The organism is Pseudomonas sp. NFACC45 (assembly GCF_900113505.1).
GTDB lineage: Bacteria > Pseudomonadota > Gammaproteobacteria > Pseudomonadales > Pseudomonadaceae > Aquipseudomonas > Aquipseudomonas tehranensis.
In genome coordinates this window covers 399453-417929 of the sequence record NZ_FOPO01000004.1, presented here as the reverse complement: position 1 = coordinate 417929, position 18477 = coordinate 399453, and the positions used below count along the sequence as shown (strand labels likewise).

Here is an 18477-nt window from a genome sequence, read left to right as displayed (position 1 = left end):
CGACGCCCGGTATGGCAGCTTCGTCTCCTCCCGCACAAGCCTTTTCGGACGGTTATGTCGCTCAAGAGAGTTGCTCCGGCTGTCATCAGGCCGAGGCAAATGCATGGGCAGGTTCCCATCACAGTTGGTCCCTGCGGGAAGCTCGTGAGGGTAACGTTTTAGGGGACTTTAATGACGTCATTTTCAATGATGGCAATGGCATTGAGCTTCGGTTTTTCAGGCGTGGTGACCGCGTTTACGTTAATGCTGAGGACGAGCAGGGTAAACTCACCGACTTTGTGATCGCGTACACCTTTGGTTTCTATCCACTACAACAATACTTGATAGAGCGCCCTGGCGGGCGCTTGCAGAGCCTGACCGTAGCCTGGGATAGTCGTCCGCAGATGGCGGGCGGGCAGCGATGGTTTTCACTGTATCCTGGGCAACGGTTCAGCCCCAATGACGCACTGCACTGGACGGGTCGCTACCAGAATTGGAACGCCATGTGTGCAGACTGTCATTCTGGCAATTTGCGCAAAGGTTACGATGCTGCTGCGGATACCTACCAAACTACCTGGAGCGAAATGGCGGTGGGGTGCCAAAGCTGCCATGGTCCAGGTCAATGGCATATCGACTGGGCAACAAAGAGCGCCCAAGAAACTGAGCGTTCCGGTCCGGATGAGAAAGGGCTCGCCGTCGACTTCCATAACTCTCAGAAAGGTTACCTGGTTGAGCAATGCGCTCGCTGCCATAGCCGTCGCCAACCCCTTGGTAATGGTGGTCAGCCCGGCAAACCACTGCTTGATGCGATGCGCCCAGCGGTGCTTTCAGCAGGGCTCTATCATGCCGATGGGCAAATCCTCGATGAAGTCTTTGAGTATGGCTCATTCACTCAGAGCAAAATGTTTAACAAAGGCGTGACCTGCAGCAATTGCCATGAGCCCCACACAACGAAGCTGCGTGCTGAAGGCAACGACCTTTGCAAGGCATGCCACAATCCGGCAGGCAATCCACTATTTCCCAGTCTGATACCTAAAAATTACGATAATCCAGCACATCATCATCACGTGCCTGGCTCTCAAGGCGCGCAGTGCGTCAACTGCCATATGCCGACTCGTACTTATATGGGTGTAGATGAGCGACGCGACCACGCTTTGCGCATACCTCGCCCGGATTTGGATGCAGAGACCGGATCGCCCGACGCCTGTACTGGCTGCCATACAGGAGCAACCCCGGCCTGGGCGGCACAAGCGCTCGCAGGATGGAATTTCCGACCTCCCCTTGTTAAGCACTACGGCGAAGTCTTCGCTGCAGCTCGTCGCAACGATCCTGAGGTCCTCCCTCAATTAGCGAAGCTCATCACCGACACTACGCAGCCTGCCATCGTCCGGGCTACCGCGGTTGAGCTTGGCGCAAGTTACGGCTCGGCTTTAGATCGCAGTTTTATCGAAGCACTAAAAGACGACAGTCCAGAGGTTCGGCTGCAAGCAGCACGTAGTGTGGAGGCGCATTCACCCACACAGCGTTTGGAGTATCTGCTGCCATTGTTGCGTGATCCGATCCTGGCGGTCCGTGATCAGGCGGCTCGGGGGCTCGCCGACTATTACAATACTGGCTTGCAGCCGCCGTTACAGGACCTGCTTTCCTCTCAGCTCGCCGACCATGAGCAACGCTTGGCGCGCGACGCTGATCTGCCTGTGACAAGAGTGAACTTGGCGATACTGCAGGAGCGTCTGCATCGACCTGAAGACGCAAAGCACAACTACCGCCAGGCTCTTGTGCAGGATGCACGTTTCGTACCGGCCCGTACGGGTCTTGTGCGTCTACTGGTCATTCAAGGTCAGACCGTTGAAGCTGAACAGTTACTTCGCGCAGGACTGGCGTTACAGCCCCAGCAGCAGGAGCTTGTCTTAACGCTTGGGCTTTTGCTCGCACAGCAGGGTAATGCTCCGGAGGCGATAGAATGGCTGCAGCGTGTTGACACTCCACGAGCGCATTACAACCTCGGTCTGCTTTTGAGCCGGATGGGGCGTCAGAAGGAGGCGAAAATCTCATTATTAAGAGGTTTGGAGCAGGATCCCGCTAATCAGGATCTGCGCTACACGCTAGCTTACCTGAGTGCGCAAAATAACGAGTTGGATGATGCGCTTAAATATTGCGAAGGTTCTAACGACATGAGATGTCGGCGGCTATCCGATGCGATAAAGTCCCGTGGACAATGAACGTTCAGTAGTTCTATGGCCCTGTAACGGGTGAGCACTTCAACTGCGGCCTTGACCGCCGCGTAAACGCTGTACCTCGGCAATGTGAAACGTACAAATCCGGACGAAACGTTCAGGATACGACCACCGTCTTGGAGGCGCGGTAACAGCTTCCGAGTCAGGAAAATCGGGCCGCGAAGGTGCGTGGCGACAAGTGAGGCAAATTGGTCTTCGGTCGCGTCAATAAAGTTCGTGAAGATGCCATTGCCTGCATTGTTGACGAGGAAGTCGAAGCGCTGTAGGCGTCCGGCTAAGTCACCTAACGAACTCCAGTATTAAGGGCGATGGTGGAGTTCTGCAGGTAACTTAGCCGGACGCTGATATTTCCTCTAATGTTCCCTCAGATAGATCGTTCTCTTTTCTCATCCCTTCATCGCCTCCTTGGAGCGCAGGATCATGGTCTGCTCAATCAAGTCCCCGGCATAGACAGGCTCGGGACTGATAAGCGAACACGGTGCAACCACTATCAGTAACGAATCATCACCGACTTGAGCTCGGTGTAATCATCGATAAATGCACTGCCAAACTCCCGCCCCACCCCCGAGGACTTGTTGCCACCGAACGGCACCGCCGGATCAAGCATAGTGTGCATGTTCACCCACACGGTGCCGGCCTTGATCGCGGGCACCATGCGCAGGGCTTTGCTCAGGTCATTGGTCCAGAGGCTGGCACTCAGGCCATAGGGCGTGTTGTTCATCAGTTCCAGCAGTTCTTCTTCGGTGTCGTAGGGGAAGAAGGTGGCTATCGGGCCGAAGGTTTCTTCGTTGAGCAGGGTGTCGTCGATGGTGTTGGCGAGGATCACTGTCGGTTCGACATAACAGCCGGGCCGGTCGATCAGCTTGCCGCCGTGGATAATGGTGTTGTTTTCGGCACGGGCCTTGGCGAAAAAACCTTCGAGCTTGAGTTGATGCTGGCGGTTGGTGACCGGGCCGAACTCGGTGCGTTCATCCAGGGGCGAGCCGATGTTCAACTTGCTCAGGCGTAGGGCCAACTTGTCCATGATCGGCTCGATCTGCGAGCGATGGGCGAAGAAGCGCTCGGCAGCGGCACAGATTTGTCCGGAGTGCAGAAAGCCGGCTTCGATGATGCCGTTGACTGCCTTGTCCAGATCGACATCGCGCAGGAAACCCGCCGAGTTTTTGCCGCCCAGTTCCAGGGTGGCTCGGGTCAACCCGGCGCCCATGGCACTGCGACCGACAGCGATGCCGGTCGGCACCGAGCCTGTGAACGAGACTTTGTCGGTGCCGGGGTGCTCGATCAACCCTTTGCCAACCAGCCCACCGCCAGTCAATACGTTCAATGCGCCGGCCGGAAGACCGGCTTCAATGGCCAATTCTGCGATTCGAAGAATTGTCAGGGGGGTGAATTCGCTGGGTTTGATGATGATGCTACATCCGGTTACGAGCGCCGAGGCGAGTTTCCAGATGGCGATCATGGTCGAAAAATTCCACGGCACAATGCCCACCACCACGCCGACCGGTTCGCGCAGGGTGAAAGCGGTATAGCGTTCGCCAGCGAAGGAGGGCAGTGACGGGGTGATGGTCTGACCGCTGATCTTGGTCGCCCAGCCGGCGTAATAACGCAGGAAGTGAGCAGCCTGGTCGACTTCGAAAGCCCGGGCAATCTGGATGATCTTGCCCGACTGGCAGGTTTCGATTTGCGCCAGTTCTTCGCGATTTCGCTCCAGCAGGTCCGCCAGTTTCAGTAGCACGTTGCCACGTGTCGCCGGTGCGACCTGGGACCAATACTTGAAGCCACGGTTGGCCGATTCCACTGCCGCATCGATATCGACTGGATCAGCGTCGGCGACGCGGGCGATGACCTGGCCGGTGGCTGGATTGATCACCTCCAGCGTCTGGCTGGAGTGGCTCTGGACGTAGTCGCCGTCGATAAACAGTCCATGGCTTCGGCTGAGGAAGGCTTCAACTTGAGGCAGCAGTGGAATATCGCTCATGGGGTTTTCCTGGTCGCGAACTTGAGAAAAGCCCGAGGTTATTCCATGGGGGGCGGGGTGGCTTGACTGTGCCTGCCGGGAGACATGTCTGTGGCTGCCAGCGCTGTTACAAATCCGGTACGTGATTTGGGCTGTTACCTTTGAAAAGTACAATCTTGGCTCTGGAAGGTGCATTTTCTACCGCTGTGACGGGTTCCATACTGGCCCTGCATCCGACGCCGCAGCTCGATTTTTGAAGCCGGCCGGACATCCAATAATAAGCAGGGCCATCCATGAAAAAGCCAAACCCGCTCATCGAAGACCTCAAGTCCATTCTTCCGGTCATTGCTGCCAATGCCTTTCAGGCCGAGAAGGACCGCAAGGTCCCCGACGAGAACATTGCGCTGCTCAAAAGCATCGGTATGCACCGTGCCTTTCAGCCGAAGAAGTTCGGGGGCATGGAAATATCGCTGCCACAATTCGCCGACTGCATTGCCTTGCTCGCTGGTTCTTGTGCCAGCACGGCATGGGCCATGAGCCTGCTCTGTACCCATAGCCATCAACTAGCGATGTTCTCGGCCAAATTGCAGCAGGAAGTCTGGGGTACTGATCCGGACGCCACCGCCAGCAGCAGCATCGCGCCGTTCGGCCGTACCGAAGAGACCGAAGGCGGTGTGCTGTTTAGCGGTGAAATGGGCTGGAGCAGCGGCTGCGACCATGCCGAGTGGGCGATTGTAGGTTTCCGCCGCAAAAATGCCGAGGGTACCCAGGACTACTGCTTCGCGGTGCTGCCGCGCAGCGACTATCAGATCCGTGACGACTGGTTTGCCGCCGGCATGAAGGGCAGTGGCACCAAGACCTTGATCATCGACAGTGTGCTGGTACCGGAACACCGCATCCAGAAAGCCAAGGACATGATGGAGGGGAAGTCCGCCGGTTTCGGTCTGTACCCGGACAGCAAGATCTTCTACTCGCCGTACCGTCCTTACTTTGCCAGCGGTTTCTCCACCGTGAGCCTGGGTGTTGCCGAGCGGATGCTCGAGGTGTTCCGCGAAAAAACCAAATCCCGCGTGCGTGCCTACACCGGTGCTGCAGTCGGTGCTGCGACCCCGGCGTTGATGCGCCTGGCCGAGTCAACTCATCAGGTGGCAGCAGCCCGAGCCTTTCTCGAGAAAACCTGGGAAGAGCACGCCGAACATAGTGAACAGCAGCGTTATCCAAGCCGCGAAACCCTGGCGTTCTGGCGCACCAATCAAGCCTACGCCACCAAGATGTGCATCCAGGCGGTGGACCGTCTTTTCGAGGCTGCCGGTGGTAACGCCTGGTTCGAGCACAACGAGATGCAGCGCCTGTTCCGCGACTCACACATGACCGGGGCCCATGCCTACACCGACTACGACGTCTGCGCTCAAATCCTCGGCCGCGAGCTGATGGGCCTGGAACCCGATCCGAGCATGATCTGAGCCCGGACCGTCCATAACAACAATCAGGATTGCTTCTCAAAGCAGTCTGGGAGTCTTGCATGTCTGATAACAGCGTTTGTGCAGCCACTGAAACGACCTTCGACCCGCGGGCCTTTCGTCGGGCTCTGGGCAATTTCGCCACCGGCGTGACCGTGGTGACCGCCGCCACCGCATCCGGGCGCAAAGCCGGGGTAACCGCCAACAGTTTCAACTCCGTTTCTCTCGATCCGCCTCTGGTACTGTGGAGCATCGACAAGCGTTCCAACAGCCACGAGGTGTTCAAAGAGGCCAGCCATTTTGCGGTCAATGTACTGGCGGCGGACCAGATCGACCTTTCCAACAATTTCGCCCGCCCCAAGGAAGATCGCTTCGCCGACATCGAGTTCGAACCTGGCGAAGGCGGCGCGCCGGTATTCACTGATTGCGCGGCGCGTTTTCACTGTGAGAAGTACCAGCAAGTGGACGGTGGCGATCACTGGATCATGATCGGCAAGGTGGTGGCCTTCGACGACTTCGGCCGCTCGCCGTTGCTCTATCACCAAGGTGCCTACTCCATGGTGCTGCCCCATACCCGTATGACCAAACGCGATGAAAGCCAGCCTCCGAGCAGCCATTTCCAGGGGCGCCTCAGCCACAATCTGTACTACCTGATGACCCAGGCGGTACGGGCTTACCAGTCCAGCTACCAGCCACGGCAACTGTCCACCGGGCTGCGCACGAGCGAGGCGCGGATGTTGATGGTGTTGGAGAGTGACGCCGGTCTGAGCCTGAACGATCTGTTGCGGGAAGTGGCGATGCCGGTGCGGGAAATCGATGAGGCGGTGGCCAACCTCAAGCGAAAAGGGTTGGTCAGCGACGATGACAGCCGCGTGCGTCTGACCGCCGCCGGTATCGAGCAGACCGAAGGCCTGTGGGCCATCGCTCGAGAGCAGCAGGACAAGGTGTTTTCCGATTTCAGTGAAGAACAGATCGATACCTTCAAGACGGTGTTGAAGAGACTGATCAGTAGCTGCTGATCTCCAATCAAATTTCTTATGGCGCCTTCGGGCGCCGTTTTTATTGATGGCAGGCAGGAGCAAACGCCTCAGCAGCCTCGTACAAGCAATCACCTTCAGTTTGCTATCAGATCCAGTGTTTCGACTCGACGAACAAAGGACAGGCTGATGTTCTTCAAGAAACATAAACGGCTACAGGCGCTCGCTGAATCCGTGCAGCTGGAACAACTCACGCAAGAAAAAGCCCTGATCGAGCAGCGATTGCGAGCGGCCGAGGACCTGGTCAACAACCAGGCCGGCCAATTGGAGCGAAGCGAGCAGACGCTTGAAACCCTCCGCCAGCAGTTGGAACAGGCCCGGAGCCGCGAGCAGACGCTCGAAGTCGAGTTAGGCCGGCACGTGCAGCTATCCCGCCAGCATCGGCAGGAGGAACAGATCTGGGAATTGCTGCAGTCGACACTGACCGAAGGCTGCTGGGACATCACCGTGGTCAACGGCGATGTGCAGGATCCAGCCAGCTGTATGCGGTTTTCTAATCAATTTCGCATCCTCATGGGCTACGCCCTGCATGAGCTGCACGACGGCTGGGATGCTCAGGTCAGCATTACTCATCCTGACGATCTGCCGACGATCATGGCGATCTTCAATCAGGAAGTCCTCGCCATCCACGGCAGCGGCGAGTACGTCATTGAATATCGGATGCGTCACAAGACCCGTGACTATATCTGGTGTCGCGAGAGAGGTCGTGCGGTCCGTGATGCACAGGGGCGTTTAGTCCGTGTGATCGGCGCGGTACGCGACATCAGCGATGAGCGTTCAGCCAAGGCCACCCATCAACAAATGCTTGAACAAAATCAGGCTACCTACGGCCAGATTGCGACGGTAGTGGGAGTCATCAAGGGCATCGCCGACCAGACCAATCTATTGGCTTTGAACGCCGCGATCGAAGCAGCCAGGGCGGGAGAGGTCGGGCGCGGGTTTTCAGTGGTGGCCGATGAAGTGCGCAAACTGGCAGAAAATACCCGCCAGGCGACTCATAAGATTCAGACGATGTTGCACCAGCACAAGCAGTAACCCGGTTTCAGGAGTTGCAAAAGGCAGGTTCTGAACTGGATCGGAAAAGGGCGGCCACTCTCAGTTGGCTGTAAAGTTGGTGCCATCGCCGCGACCTGGTTGCCGCCGTTGTTTTTTCCCAGCATGGTTGGACAGTGATTAGATTGAGCACCCCTTGGGACGCCTGGGGCCGGGGGAAATTTTTCACCTGCGTACCCTATAATTGATCTTGTGGGCCAAGCAGTGGACCTTGGCAGACAGCAACAAAACCGGCGGCAGACACGGGCAAGACGATCAGGGCGGCAGAGGCGCAAAGTGACTCTGTATACGGCGGCGTTTCGATCAGGGACTGGCTGGGGAGGGCGTTATCGCCAGTTCCTTGAGCGGATCGCTACATCCATTATAAAAATCCGCTTTCGAGGATCTGCACTATGTCGATCAATGACAGACTCACCGAGCATTTGAACCGGGGTACGGTAGGTTTCCCCACTGCGCTCGCCAGCACCATTGGTCTGATCATGGCCAGCCCGGTGATTCTCACTGCGACCATGGGGTTCGGCATCGGCGGCAGTGCCTTCGCCGTGGCCATGTTGATCGCCGTGGTGATGATGCTGGCTCAGGCGACCACCTTCGCTGAAGCGGCGTCGATCCTGCCGACCACTGGTTCGGTCTACGATTACATCAATTGCGGCATGGGCCGTTTCTTTGCGATCACCGGTACGTTGTCGGCCTACCTGATTGTCCATGTGTTCGCTGGAACCGCGGAAACCATTCTTTCCGGAGTCATGGCGCTGGTGAACTTCGAGCACCTCAATACCCTGGCCGAATCGGCCGGCGGTTCATGGTTGCTGGGGGTGGGCTTCGTCGTCGTATTCGGGGTTCTCAATGCCTTCGGCGTCAGTGCTTTTGGCAGGGCCGAGATCATCCTCACCTTCGGTATGTGGACCACCTTGATGGTGTTTGGAGTATTGGGTTTGATTGCCGCACCCGCCGTGCAACTGGATGGCTGGTTCGGGGAGTCGATGGTCGGGACTGACCTGATTACCATCCTGTCGCTGGTGGGCATGGCCATGTTCATGTTTGTCGGTTGCGAGTTCGTCACCCCGCTGGCTCCGGACCTGCGCAATTCGGCCAAGGTCATGCCCAAGGCGATGATTCTCGGTTTGTTGAGCGTGGCGACGTGCATGTTCATCTACGGCGCGGCGATGAAACGTCAGGTGGAGAACGTGTTGCTCGATACCGCCAGCGGCGCGCATCTGCTCGATACGCCGATGGCCATTCCAAAGTTCGCTGAGCAGGTGATGGGCGACATTGGTCCGATGTGGCTGGGAATCGGCTTTCTGTTTGCCGGTGCGGCGACCATCAATACACTGATGGCCGGGGTGCCACGGATTCTCTACGGCATGGCGGTTGACGGCGCGTTGCCCAAAGTATTCACCTACCTGCACCCGCGCTTCAAGACGCCGATTCTGTGCATTCTGGTAGTGATGCTGATTCCTTGTCTGCATGCACTGTATCTGGGCGGCAACGCCGACAACATCATGCCTCTGGTTCTGGCGGCCGTCTGTGCCTGGAGTTTCGCTTATCTGCTGGTGACGCTGTCAGTGGTGATTCTGCGGATCCGCCGTCCCGATCTGCCACGGGCCTATCGTTCGCCGTTCTTCCCGCTGCCGCAGGTTGTCTCCAGTATCGGCATCCTGTTGGGCATGTGGTTCATCACGCCGCCCGGCATGAGCCCTGCAGACATCTATGTCCCGTTCGCGGTCATGCTTGGTGGCACCGCGCTGTACGCGCTGTTCTGGACGCTGGTCGTGCAGAAGGTCAATCCGTTCAAACCGGCTTCGGTGGAAGAAGTGTTGGCCAAGGAGTTCGCGAATGAGCCAGGACACCCTCACAACGGGTATATCGACCATGCTGCAAAAACTGTCTGAGCTGTTCAGTCCCAGGCGCGCCCCGGCTGGTTACCGACCGGGGGTGACGCTCGAGCACCTTCGGCGCAACCTCGGTTTGGCCAGTTTCGAGCAGACAGCGCCGACAGCGGCCCGCGTTTCGCTGGATGATGGCGGCCTGCAATTGGAGATCGTCGAGCGCACCGAGTCGCAACTGTTGATGCACCTGGTCATGACTGAATTCGTGCTGCGGGTGCCTGCTACAAGAGAGGGCGTGGCGAGCTTCGAACTGCACCATACCGGGTCGGTTCGACGGACTGGAATCCGCTGTCGGCAACGTGTTGGAGACGCGGCACTGTTGGCCGGTTTGCAAGCAGGATTAGAGGCGGACAGTGGGCTGCAGCAGGCTCTGATGCCGCTGGATTTCAAACGCTTGCGTATCGATCTGCAAGCGCGTCAATGGTGCTTGCGGCTGGAGCATATGGGCGGGAGTGAAGTGGTCAACCGGATGCCGGCTTTTCGTCGCTACATCGCCTTGAACCGTGAGCAGCGCGATTGGCTGCTCGGTGCCTTGAGTGGTTTTCAGCGAGTACTGCGCGCGCTTTGAGGTTGGCATCATTAGTGCTTTCACATACGGCAACCAGTACTTGTTGCGCACATATAGATAACATGTTAACTATTGCGCTACAAAAACAAAAAGCCATTGTGGAGATACCCATGAGCGTCCAACAGATTGTGCAAGGCGGGCTGGAAACCTGGACCCGGGATCTGCGAGCTGTTTGCGGTCACTTCGACACAGAACTTGCCTTCAACCGCGCGCTGTTCATCGGTGAGGTGTCCAAGTTCTCCCGAGGCGGTCTGCCGCTGGCCAACCTGCGCACCAATGCGGGCCTCATCAAGCGCTCAAGGAACAACCCTGATCACGACGACGATCAGCATTGTTTCCTGGTCAGCCAGCGCAGCGGATACGCCCAGATTACTCAGAATGGCCTGAGCATCCAGCTTGCCCCAGGGGATTTGTTGCTAATGGATTCGGCGGGCTCAATCGAAATCACCCCCTTTGGCCTGATCGAACATGCTTCCCTGTCATTGTCTCGCAATGACGTGTGCAAGCAGCTCGGCAGCCAGCCCAGGACCTTCGGCAAGATTTCCTCGAGCAAGGCCTGTGGGCGGATGTTGCACGTGCTGATGGATCAGCTGTGCAAAGACAGCTTGGAAGGTGACGGCGCCGCGGGCGAGGGCGAGGCCCTGCAGTGTGCTTTTGTTTCGCTGCTAGGCTCGGCATTCGAGCAGGACCCTGACTCACGGGATGACAGTGCCTCGTTGCAGGGCAATAACCTACGCAGCTATGTGCAGAAAGTCATCGATGAATCCCTGACTCAGCCCGGCCTGAGCCCGGTGGGCCTGGCGAGTCGACTGAATATTTCAGTGCGGCATTTGTATCGGTTGTTCGAAGAGCAGGACGATAGCGTATGCCGCTACATTCAACGGGCGCGGCTCAAACGCAGCGCCGATGACCTGACCAACCCGTTCCTGAGGACCGAATCGATCACCTCGATTGCGTACAAGTGGGGGTTCACCGATTCGGCGCATTTCAGCCGCTCGTTCAAGAAGCAGTTCGAGCTATCCCCTAAGGATTTTCGTTCCTGTCATTTGCAGCAAACGGTGGAGGGGGGCGTTAGTATTTGAATGGACGAAAAAAGGAGCTTTTCATCGCCCCCTTTTCTGTATGGACAAGCGTTATCAAACCTCTGGCAAGGTCGACCCCCCATCGACCACCAGCGTCTGTCCAGTAATGTAGCTCGCCAGATCCGACGCCAGAAACAGCATGGCTCCGGCGATATCGGACGCAACGCCTAATCGTCCCAAAGGCACACGGCTGGCGATATTGTCGGTGACCTGATCGCCACCCAGGTTGCCCAGGGCCGGCGTCGCGATCATGCCGGGTTCAACGCCATTGACCCGCACGTTGTAGCCAGCCAGCTCCAGTGCGGCATTGCGAATGAAACCGTTGACCCCTGCCTTGGACGCCGCATAGTGACTCAGCCCCGGGTAGGCCACCCGTGGACCAGTGACCGATGAGGTCGCCAGCACGCAACCCTGACCCTGACGACGGAACATCGGCAAGGCCGCTTGAGTCAGCCAGAACAGTGCCGAGAGATTGACGGCCAGGGTACGGTCGAGAATGGATGGGGTGATCTCGGCGAAGGGCGTCAGCGGAAAGTACCCGGCGTTGTGCACCAGGATATCCAACCGACCCATACGCTGCTCCAGACTCTGAACCAGTTCGAGCACCACCGTGGACTCGACCAGGTCGACGGGCACCGCTTCGACCTGACATGCCTGCCCGGACAACTCGGCGGCCAGCGCCTGAGCCTGGGGCAGTTGCAGGTCAGCGATCACCACGCGTGCGCCGCGCAAGGCGAAGGCTTCGACGATCGCACGGCCAATACCCTGGGCCCCGCCGGTCACCAGTACGGTTTTACCGCTGAAGTCCAGGTTTTCAGACATGAGGTTGCTCCATATGGGTATAGGCCAGGGTTGGCACATCGACGATGCTCGATCCGCCGTCGGCCACCAGGGTTGCGCCGGTGATGATTGAAGCCTCGCTGGACGCCAGGAAGCGACACACCCTGGCTATTTCTTCGGCACTGGCCGGTCGGCGCAATGGCACGTCGGCGCAGACTCGGTCATAGGCTTGCTGCAGCGTTTCGCCATAAAAATCCATCAGCGGCTGCATCTCCTGATCGGCCATGGGCGTGCGTACCCAGCCCGGGCAGATGGCGTTCACCCGCACGCCGTGCGGACCGTAATCTCTGGCCAGTGAGCGGTTGAGACCGAGCAGCGCATGCTTGGCCGTGGTGTAGCCGCAGACTTCAGGCCCTGCCACCAGTGAGGCAACGGAACCGATCAGCACGATGATGCCAGTACTTTCCAGCAGCAGCGGCAGACAGGCCCGGGCACTGTAGAAAGCGCTGTTCAGGTTGCTGCGCAGCGCCGCTTCCCAGGTCTTCGGGCTGGTCTGAGTGACGCTGCCCAGACCATGACCACCGGCACAGGCCAACAGCACATCGAGCCGACCATAACGCTGACGAATCTGTGCGACGAAACCTTCCCAAGTGTCCGGACAAGCGGCATCACCGACCAGGACCAGACCTCCGGTTTCCCGGGCGATCTGCTCCAGAGGCTCGCGGCGGCGGCCGATCAGCACCAGATTGGCGCCTTCGGCTGCGTACAGCCGAGCGCAGGCGGCACCGATGCCAGTCCCGGCTCCGGTGATTGCAACGATACGTGGCTCAGTCATGGGGATATTCCGTCTGGTTGAGAACCTGGCAGTAAGAGGCGACCGGAAAGTTCGACAGCTCATCGAAGGACGACTCGGCATAACCGAAAATCTTGCCGTCGCTGCGGTGCTGTTGCATGTCGATCAGCAGCACACCGAGGGTCGGAATGATCTTCTCGCGCCAGACGAACAGGTACAGCTGATCGGCGATCTTGTAGTAGTGGCAACGGTCGGTGTCGCACAGGCCTTGCTCTACACCCTTCAGACACTGCCAGGAATAGAATTGATCGTTGAGGTAGATGTGCTCGTAGACTTCGCTCGGACTGTAGCGATACAGGTTGCGCAGGCCGGTCAGTTCGCTTGTTGGTGCGTGAGGGCATTGGCCTTCCTGCCACGGACGATCGAGGCTGCCATGCAGGAAATCCACCTCGACCGAGGTCAGGTTCTTGCCGGCCAGCGCACGGCTGTAGAGGCCTTCACGAGTTTGCTCCTGGGTCGGCATGCGACCGATCACGGCGGTGAACGCAGCGCTGGCGGTGTCGAGTACCAGACTCACCGACCAGTCTTGAGCGCTTTCGCGCTTGATGAAATCCACCAGGTACAGACCGGGGCGCACCGAAGTTGCCCGATACACCGCGGCGCCGTTGGAGTGGCCGTCGGCAGTGGTCCAAGACACCGTTGCGGTGTCGAAACGATGTTCGATCTGCCAGCCATTGACGAAGTACAGCGTGAAGGTCTTGCCGTTCAGGTCGGCCAGGTTCGGCAGAATGAAGGCTTCTGGGGCAAAGCCATCGGCCAGGGCGCCAACGGTGATCCAGTCGGATGATGTCGTCATTGCAATGCTCCGGTTGTATGAAATAACAACTTGGAGCATGCGGTTCGCAGACAAGCTCGCCTATCAACCGGATGGTTGAACCGGGTTAGAGAAACAGCGTTCCTACCAACTCGGTGCGGCTGCTGACGCCGGTCTTGCGAAACAGGTTGATCAGGTGGGTCTTGATGGTTGGCAGACCGACTTCCAATTCACGGGCCAATTGCTTGTTGCTGGCGCCCTGGCGCAACAACAAGGCAATCTGCCGCTCCTTGGGCGTCAGGCCGATCAGCGGATCTTCGCAGGGCGGCATGTTCGCCACGGCCAGTTGCAGCAGAGACTGCAAGGCATTGAGCTGGGCCAGCTGATCGGTGGTGAAGGTGCCTTGTTCGGCGGTGCGCAGCAATGAGATGGCGGCCTGAGGCTGGCCGGCGCGATGAGCGAGGATCTCCACCACATCGACGACGCCGTAGCGCTGCAGAAAATCTCGATAGCGCCGACTGTCCCGAGTCGGCTGTCGGGCCATGGCCAGGCCCAGCGGCACCACGGCCAGCCCGCTGGACAGGCAGTTGCGTGGTTGCAGCGGGTCGAACTGACAGTAGTTGTCCAGGTAGTCGCGATGCATCTCAGTGCTCATGCAATGCAAGTGGAAATCACGGGCTTGCAGTTGCCGGTCGACACAGTAGAACGCCGCCTGACTGGCAGGAACGAGTTGAGTGAAAGCCTGCAGGCAATGGACGGCGACGTCCTGGGGGGGTATGGCGTTCATGGTCAGTAACCTTCGCCAGAAAAGGCTGCCGGTAGGAGTCGGCAGCCAGGATCGATCAGACGACAGCGAAATAATGCTTCACAAAGCTTTCACTGACGACTTCCCAGAGAACAGGCGTGCCCTTGGTCACGAACCAGCTGTCGCCGGCCTTGTAGCGAGTGCTCTGGCCGGTGGATTCGTCGGTCAGGACCACTTCGCCGGTGACCACGGTGGCTTGTTCTGCGAACGGATAGACCATCCGGAATTTTCCTTGGGTGGTGCCGAAGTAGGCACTGCTGACCGGGTCGGTCGGTGCGCCGAAGGTCATTTTACCGAAGGCTTTGACTTCACCTTCGAGGATTTCCGAGCCGAGGTCGGCGACGGTACCCCAGGCGTCCAGTTCGGACAGCTGGATGTCTTTCTTGAGGGTAACAAGGGTCATGGCAGTTGCTCCTGATGAGTAAAAAAGAGGAAGGGGAAGAGCGCCTCGGCCGTTACCGGCGCCCGTTCCAGTAACCCGATAGCTGGTGCCAGGACTTGCCGGCGGTCAGCAACAGTGGGCGAAACGCATCTTTGCCTAGGATGGTTGGACGGTGGATCGAGCTGACCAGGTCATAGCGCGCCGAACCTTCACTCATCCCCTCCGCCAACACCTTGCAGATAATGTGACTTGGGGTCACGCCGAAGCCTGAATAGCCTTGGACAAAGAAGGCGTTACTGCGACCGGGTAGGGTGCCGATTTGCGGGAACAGGTTCGGGCTGCAGGCCATTGGACCGCCCCAGGCCAGGTCGATTTTCACGTCCTTGAGGTAGGGAAAAATCTTCAGCATCAAGCGGCGATTCCAGGCCTTCAGATCCAGGGGGATGTGCTCGACCAGCGGCGTGGCCGCGCCGAACAACAGACGGTTTTCGTTGGTGACACGGTAGTAGTCGATTACCGGGCGAATATCGCTGTAGGCGCCGCGAATCGGGCTGATGCGGTTGATCAGCTCGTCTGACAATGGCTCGGTCATCATCTGGAAGGCATAGGTGTTGATGGTCGAACGGTGCAGTTCGGGTTCCAGTTTGTTGAGGAAACTGTCGCAGGCCCATAACAGCTTGCTGGCCTTGACCGAGCCGCGCCCGGTGCGCACGGTGATGCGCTCGCCGTAACTGACTTCCAGGGCCGGGCTGTTCTCAAAAATCCGCACGCCGTGACTCGCCAGCGCCTTGGCTTCACCGAGCAGCAGGTTCAGCGAATGGACGTGACCGCCGCCCATGTGCAACAGGGCACTGCTATAGGCATCGGAACCGATGATTTGCTTGACGTCCGAGCCGCCGAGAAAGCGGATTTCGTGCTTGGTATTAATCGATTTGAAGTCTTTTTCCCAGGCGCGCAGGGTCTTTTCCTGGCGGGCGTTGAAACCCATGTAACCGTAGCCGTGGCAGAAGTCGGCGTCGATGTCGTACTTGGCGATGCGGTCCTTGATGATGTCGGCGCCCAGGTCGCTGATCTCGAAGACCTGGCGCAGGCCGTCTTCACCCACGTCCTTCTTGATCTTCTCCAGGTCGTGACCGATGCCGGCCATGATCTGCCCGCCATTGCGTCCGGTGCCGCCAAAACCCAGGTAACGCGCCTCCAGCACGACAATATTGGTGATGCCTTTTTCGGCCAGCTCAAGTGCAGTGTTGATGCCGGAGAAACCACCGCCAATGACCACAACGTCAGCTTCCACATCCTGTTCCAGGGTCGGGAAACTGAGGTTGTATTTTTTGGTGGCCGTGTAATAGGTGGGCGTTTCGATATTGATCATGGCGCAGCCTGAAAAAGTGAAGGAAAACTCAAGCGCTCGGGACTTCGAGAAGCTCTGTACCGGATGACTCTTATTAAGAGCCCTGGCGCAATGGATGTCTTGATTCTCTGTGCCGGGATTTTTGATTCAGCGCGCCAGAGCCTCCGGGAGCCAAACAAGTTATAGCGTTTTATGAGTTGGACAGTGGTAGAGTTTCGTTAAACTATTAACTAAATCAAGCGTGATTCTGACTTCCATGCATAAACCCCGGCAATCCCTGACCTTGACCCTATTGCAGGCCCGTGAAGCGGCCATGAGCTTTTTTCGGCCCTCGCTCAACCAGCATGGCCTGACTGAACAACAGTGGCGGGTCATCCGCATCCTCAGTCAGCATGAGGAACTGGAAATCTACCAACTGGCGGAACTGGCCTGCATTCTCAAACCGAGTATGACCGGTGTACTGGTGCGCATGGAGGCGGCCGGTATGGTCCATCGGCGCAAGGCCGAGCAGGATCAGCGGCGGGTGTTGGTGACTCTGGCCGAAAAGGGCGAGGCGTGTTTTGCGTCCATGAGCCAGTGCATGGAAGAGAACTACCAACGGTTGCAGGCGCAGCTGGGCGAAGAGAAATTGCAGACGTTGCTCGGGCTGCTCGATGAGCTGAAAACCATCAGGCGCTTGTAGGAGCCGAGCTTGCTCGCGATGCAGGCGCCGCGGTGCGCCAGGCCAACCGCTTCATCGCTCATCGCGAGCAAGCCCGGCTCCCAGAAGGCCCGCACAAGACCTTGCTGCTTGTTGGCCCTCAATCGGAAGCCGATCAGCCGACCTATTTGATACTCATGCACATGTACTTCTGCTCGATGTAGTCATCGATCCCGTACTTCGAACCTTCGCGGCCCAATCCTGACTGCTTGATCCCGCCGAACGGCGCCACTTCGGTGGAGATCAGTCCTTCGTTGACCCCGACCATGCCGTACTCCAGCGCTTCGCTGACGCGCCAGGCGCGGCCTAGGTCGCGGGTGTAGACATAGGACGCCAGACCGAACTCCGTATCGTTGGCCATAGCGATTGCCTCGGCTTCGGTGTCGAAGCGAAACAGTGGTGCCAGCGGGCCGAAGGTCTCATCCCGGGCCACCAGCATGGCCGGGGTGACGTCGCCGAGCACCGTGGGCTCGAAGAAGTTGCCGCCCAGCGCGTGGGGGTTGCCGCCGGCCAGCAGCGTGGCGCCCTTGACCAGAGCGTCGCTGATGTGTTCTTCGACCTTGGCCACGGCTTTGGCATTGATCAGCGGTCCTTGTTGCGCGCCTTCGGTCTCGGCCCGGGCGACCTTGAGGGCGTTGACAGCCAGCACCAGGCGTCGGGAGAACTCGTCATAGACACTGTTCTGCACCAGCAAGCGGTTGGTGCAGACACAGGTCTGGCCACTGTTACGGAATTTAGAGCCGATCGCACCTTCCACCGCGGCATCAAGGTCGGCGTCTTCGAAGACGATAAAGGGCGCGTTGCCGCCCAGTTCCAGGCTGACTTTCTTGATGGTTTGCGCACACTGGGCCATCAGCAATCTTCCGATGCCTGTGGAACCGGTGAACGAGAGTTTTTGCACCGCTGGGTTACCCGTCAGCTCGGCACCGATTTCCCGGGAGCGGGTGCCGGTGACCACGTTCAGCACGCCGGCCGGAATTCCGGCGCGTTCGCCGAGTTCAGCCAGAGCCAGGGCCGACAATGGCGTTTCCGACGCCGGTTTGAGCACCACGGTGCAACCGGCGGCCAGCGCCGGCCCGACCTTGCGGGTGATCATCGCATTGGGGAAATTCCATGGCGTGATGGCTGCAACCACCCCGATAGCCTGTTTGATTACCACCAGCCGCCGGCCTTGCTTGTCGTGAGGAATCACATCGCCGTAGACCCGCTTGGCTTCTTCGGCGAACCACTCGATAAAGCTCGCGCCATAAGCAATTTCGCCGCGACTCTCGGCCAATGGCTTGCCTTGTTCCCAACTGAGCAGGCGGGCCAAGTCTTCCTGATTGGCCATGATCAACTCGAACCATGTTCGCAGCACGTTGCTGCGTTCCTTGGCGGTCTTTCCGCGCCAGGCGGGCAGGGCAACCTGAGCAGCAGAGATGGCGCGAGCGGTTTCGGCCTGGCTGAGGGAGCTGACTTGGGTGATGGTTTCGCCATCCGCCGGGTTGGTCACCGTGAAACGGGTGCCGTCATCGGCGTCGATCCATTGGCCATTGATGTAAGCCTGCTCGCGTAGCAGTTTCAAATCGTTAAGTTTCATCGGACTTCTCA

General features: G+C 58.5%; 16 protein-coding genes and 1 pseudogene. 8 read left to right on the top strand and 9 right to left on the bottom strand.

Annotated elements, in window-relative coordinates; translation table 11 throughout:
• Positions 1 to 11 precede the first annotated feature (11 nt).
• On the top strand, positions 12 to 2201 hold the full coding sequence (locus BM132_RS09830; RefSeq protein WP_177218161.1) for a tetratricopeptide repeat protein: 2190 nt from the start codon (positions 12 to 14) through the stop codon (positions 2199 to 2201).
• Positions 2202 to 2209: 8 nt separating this feature from the next.
• Here BM132_RS09830 and BM132_RS09825 read toward each other — a convergent pair.
• Positions 2210 to 2482 (bottom strand): annotated as a pseudogene (locus BM132_RS09825) (SDR family NAD(P)-dependent oxidoreductase); the annotation flags it as partial.
• Positions 2483 to 2706: 224 nt separating this feature from the next.
• Positions 2707 to 4194: an aldehyde dehydrogenase family protein gene (locus BM132_RS09820; protein ID WP_092454986.1), complete on the bottom strand. Its 1488-nt coding sequence runs from the start codon at positions 4192 to 4194 to the stop codon at positions 2707 to 2709.
• Positions 4195 to 4466: 272 nt separating this feature from the next.
• On the opposite strand from BM132_RS09820, the gene BM132_RS09815 reads away from it, so the two are divergent.
• From BM132_RS09815 to feaR, 6 genes are all read left to right on the top strand, one after another.
• Positions 4467 to 5636, top strand: a complete 1170-nt coding sequence (locus BM132_RS09815; protein WP_092454984.1) for a p-hydroxyphenylacetate 3-hydroxylase oxygenase component — start codon at positions 4467 to 4469, stop codon at positions 5634 to 5636.
• Positions 5637 to 5695: 59 nt separating this feature from the next.
• Complete coding sequence (locus tag BM132_RS09810) at positions 5696 to 6652, top strand: p-hydroxyphenylacetate 3-hydroxylase reductase component (RefSeq protein WP_092454982.1); 957 nt, start codon at positions 5696 to 5698, stop codon at positions 6650 to 6652.
• 147 nt (positions 6653 to 6799) lie between these two features.
• Positions 6800 to 7705, top strand: coding sequence for a methyl-accepting chemotaxis protein (locus BM132_RS28810; protein WP_092454980.1), 906 nt, complete (start codon positions 6800 to 6802; stop codon positions 7703 to 7705).
• 410 nt (positions 7706 to 8115) lie between these two features.
• Positions 8116 to 9615, top strand: coding sequence for an APC family permease (locus tag BM132_RS09800; RefSeq protein WP_092396133.1), 1500 nt, complete (start codon positions 8116 to 8118; stop codon positions 9613 to 9615).
• Positions 9596 to 10180, top strand: coding sequence for a DUF3156 family protein (locus tag BM132_RS09795; RefSeq protein WP_092454978.1), 585 nt, complete (start codon positions 9596 to 9598; stop codon positions 10178 to 10180). The genes BM132_RS09800 and BM132_RS09795 overlap by 20 nt, the downstream gene beginning before the upstream one ends.
• Before the next feature lie 110 nt (positions 10181 to 10290).
• On the top strand, positions 10291 to 11262 hold the full coding sequence (gene feaR / locus BM132_RS09790) for a transcriptional regulator FeaR (RefSeq protein ID WP_092454976.1): 972 nt from the start codon (positions 10291 to 10293) through the stop codon (positions 11260 to 11262).
• A gap of 54 nt (positions 11263 to 11316) precedes the next feature.
• Here feaR and BM132_RS09785 read toward each other — a convergent pair whose 3' ends face one another.
• From BM132_RS09785 to BM132_RS09760, 6 genes are all read right to left on the bottom strand, one after another.
• Complete coding sequence (locus tag BM132_RS09785; protein WP_092454974.1) at positions 11317 to 12084, bottom strand: SDR family oxidoreductase; 768 nt, start codon at positions 12082 to 12084, stop codon at positions 11317 to 11319.
• The gene (locus tag BM132_RS09780) at positions 12077 to 12877 is read right to left on the bottom strand and encodes an SDR family NAD(P)-dependent oxidoreductase (RefSeq protein WP_092454972.1); all 801 of its coding nucleotides are present in this window, start codon (positions 12875 to 12877) and stop codon (positions 12077 to 12079) included. The genes BM132_RS09785 and BM132_RS09780 overlap by 8 nt, the downstream gene beginning before the upstream one ends.
• Entirely contained in the window at positions 12870 to 13691 is an 822-nt protein-coding gene (locus BM132_RS09775) for a molybdenum cofactor biosynthesis F family protein (RefSeq protein WP_092454971.1), read from the bottom strand. The genes BM132_RS09780 and BM132_RS09775 overlap by 8 nt, the downstream gene beginning before the upstream one ends.
• Positions 13692 to 13776: 85 nt before the next feature.
• Positions 13777 to 14436 (bottom strand): helix-turn-helix transcriptional regulator, encoded by a 660-nt coding sequence (locus BM132_RS09770; protein WP_092454969.1) that lies wholly within the window; start codon positions 14434 to 14436, stop codon positions 13777 to 13779.
• A 55-nt stretch (positions 14437 to 14491) separates the two neighbouring features.
• On the bottom strand, positions 14492 to 14857 hold the full coding sequence (locus BM132_RS09765; RefSeq protein ID WP_092396146.1) for a cupin domain-containing protein: 366 nt from the start codon (positions 14855 to 14857) through the stop codon (positions 14492 to 14494).
• Positions 14858 to 14909: 52 nt separating this feature from the next.
• Positions 14910 to 16208 carry an NAD(P)/FAD-dependent oxidoreductase gene (locus BM132_RS09760; RefSeq protein ID WP_092454967.1) on the bottom strand — a complete coding sequence of 433 codons (1299 nt, stop codon included), beginning with the start codon at positions 16206 to 16208 and terminating at the stop codon, positions 14910 to 14912.
• Between the two features lie 235 nt (positions 16209 to 16443).
• Between BM132_RS09760 and hpaR the strand changes: the two genes are divergently transcribed.
• Positions 16444 to 16869, top strand: a complete 426-nt coding sequence (gene hpaR, locus BM132_RS09755; protein WP_092454965.1) for a homoprotocatechuate degradation operon regulator HpaR — start codon at positions 16444 to 16446, stop codon at positions 16867 to 16869.
• A 142-nt stretch (positions 16870 to 17011) separates the two neighbouring features.
• On the opposite strand, the gene BM132_RS09750 is transcribed toward hpaR, so the two are convergent.
• Positions 17012 to 18466, bottom strand: coding sequence for an NAD-dependent succinate-semialdehyde dehydrogenase (locus BM132_RS09750; protein WP_092454963.1), 1455 nt, complete (start codon positions 18464 to 18466; stop codon positions 17012 to 17014).
• Between the last annotated feature and the right edge of the window lie 11 nt (positions 18467 to 18477).

Excerpts from the sequence above, each read along its gene's own strand:
- BM132_RS09830 (WP_177218161.1), top strand. The coding sequence starts at position 12 with ATGGCAGCTTCGTCTCCTCCCGCACAAGCCTTTTCGGACGGTTATGTC.
- BM132_RS09820 (WP_092454986.1), bottom strand. The coding sequence starts at position 4,194 with ATGAGCGATATTCCACTGCTGCCTCAAGTTGAAGCCTTCCTCAGCCGA.
- BM132_RS09815 (WP_092454984.1), top strand. The coding sequence starts at position 4,467 with ATGAAAAAGCCAAACCCGCTCATCGAAGACCTCAAGTCCATTCTTCCG.
- BM132_RS09810 (WP_092454982.1), top strand. The coding sequence starts at position 5,696 with ATGTCTGATAACAGCGTTTGTGCAGCCACTGAAACGACCTTCGACCCG.
- BM132_RS28810 (WP_092454980.1), top strand. The coding sequence starts at position 6,800 with ATGTTCTTCAAGAAACATAAACGGCTACAGGCGCTCGCTGAATCCGTG.
- BM132_RS09800 (WP_092396133.1), top strand. The coding sequence starts at position 8,116 with ATGTCGATCAATGACAGACTCACCGAGCATTTGAACCGGGGTACGGTA.
- BM132_RS09795 (WP_092454978.1), top strand. The coding sequence starts at position 9,596 with ATGCTGCAAAAACTGTCTGAGCTGTTCAGTCCCAGGCGCGCCCCGGCT.
- feaR (WP_092454976.1), top strand. The coding sequence starts at position 10,291 with ATGAGCGTCCAACAGATTGTGCAAGGCGGGCTGGAAACCTGGACCCGG.
- BM132_RS09785 (WP_092454974.1), bottom strand. The coding sequence starts at position 12,084 with ATGTCTGAAAACCTGGACTTCAGCGGTAAAACCGTACTGGTGACCGGC.
- BM132_RS09780 (WP_092454972.1), bottom strand. The coding sequence starts at position 12,877 with ATGACTGAGCCACGTATCGTTGCAATCACCGGAGCCGGGACTGGCATC.
- BM132_RS09775 (WP_092454971.1), bottom strand. The coding sequence starts at position 13,691 with ATGACGACATCATCCGACTGGATCACCGTTGGCGCCCTGGCCGATGGC.
- BM132_RS09770 (WP_092454969.1), bottom strand. The coding sequence starts at position 14,436 with ATGAACGCCATACCCCCCCAGGACGTCGCCGTCCATTGCCTGCAGGCT.
- BM132_RS09765 (WP_092396146.1), bottom strand. The coding sequence starts at position 14,857 with ATGACCCTTGTTACCCTCAAGAAAGACATCCAGCTGTCCGAACTGGAC.
- BM132_RS09760 (WP_092454967.1), bottom strand. The coding sequence starts at position 16,208 with ATGATCAATATCGAAACGCCCACCTATTACACGGCCACCAAAAAATAC.
- hpaR (WP_092454965.1), top strand. The coding sequence starts at position 16,444 with ATGCATAAACCCCGGCAATCCCTGACCTTGACCCTATTGCAGGCCCGT.
- BM132_RS09750 (WP_092454963.1), bottom strand. The coding sequence starts at position 18,466 with ATGAAACTTAACGATTTGAAACTGCTACGCGAGCAGGCTTACATCAAT.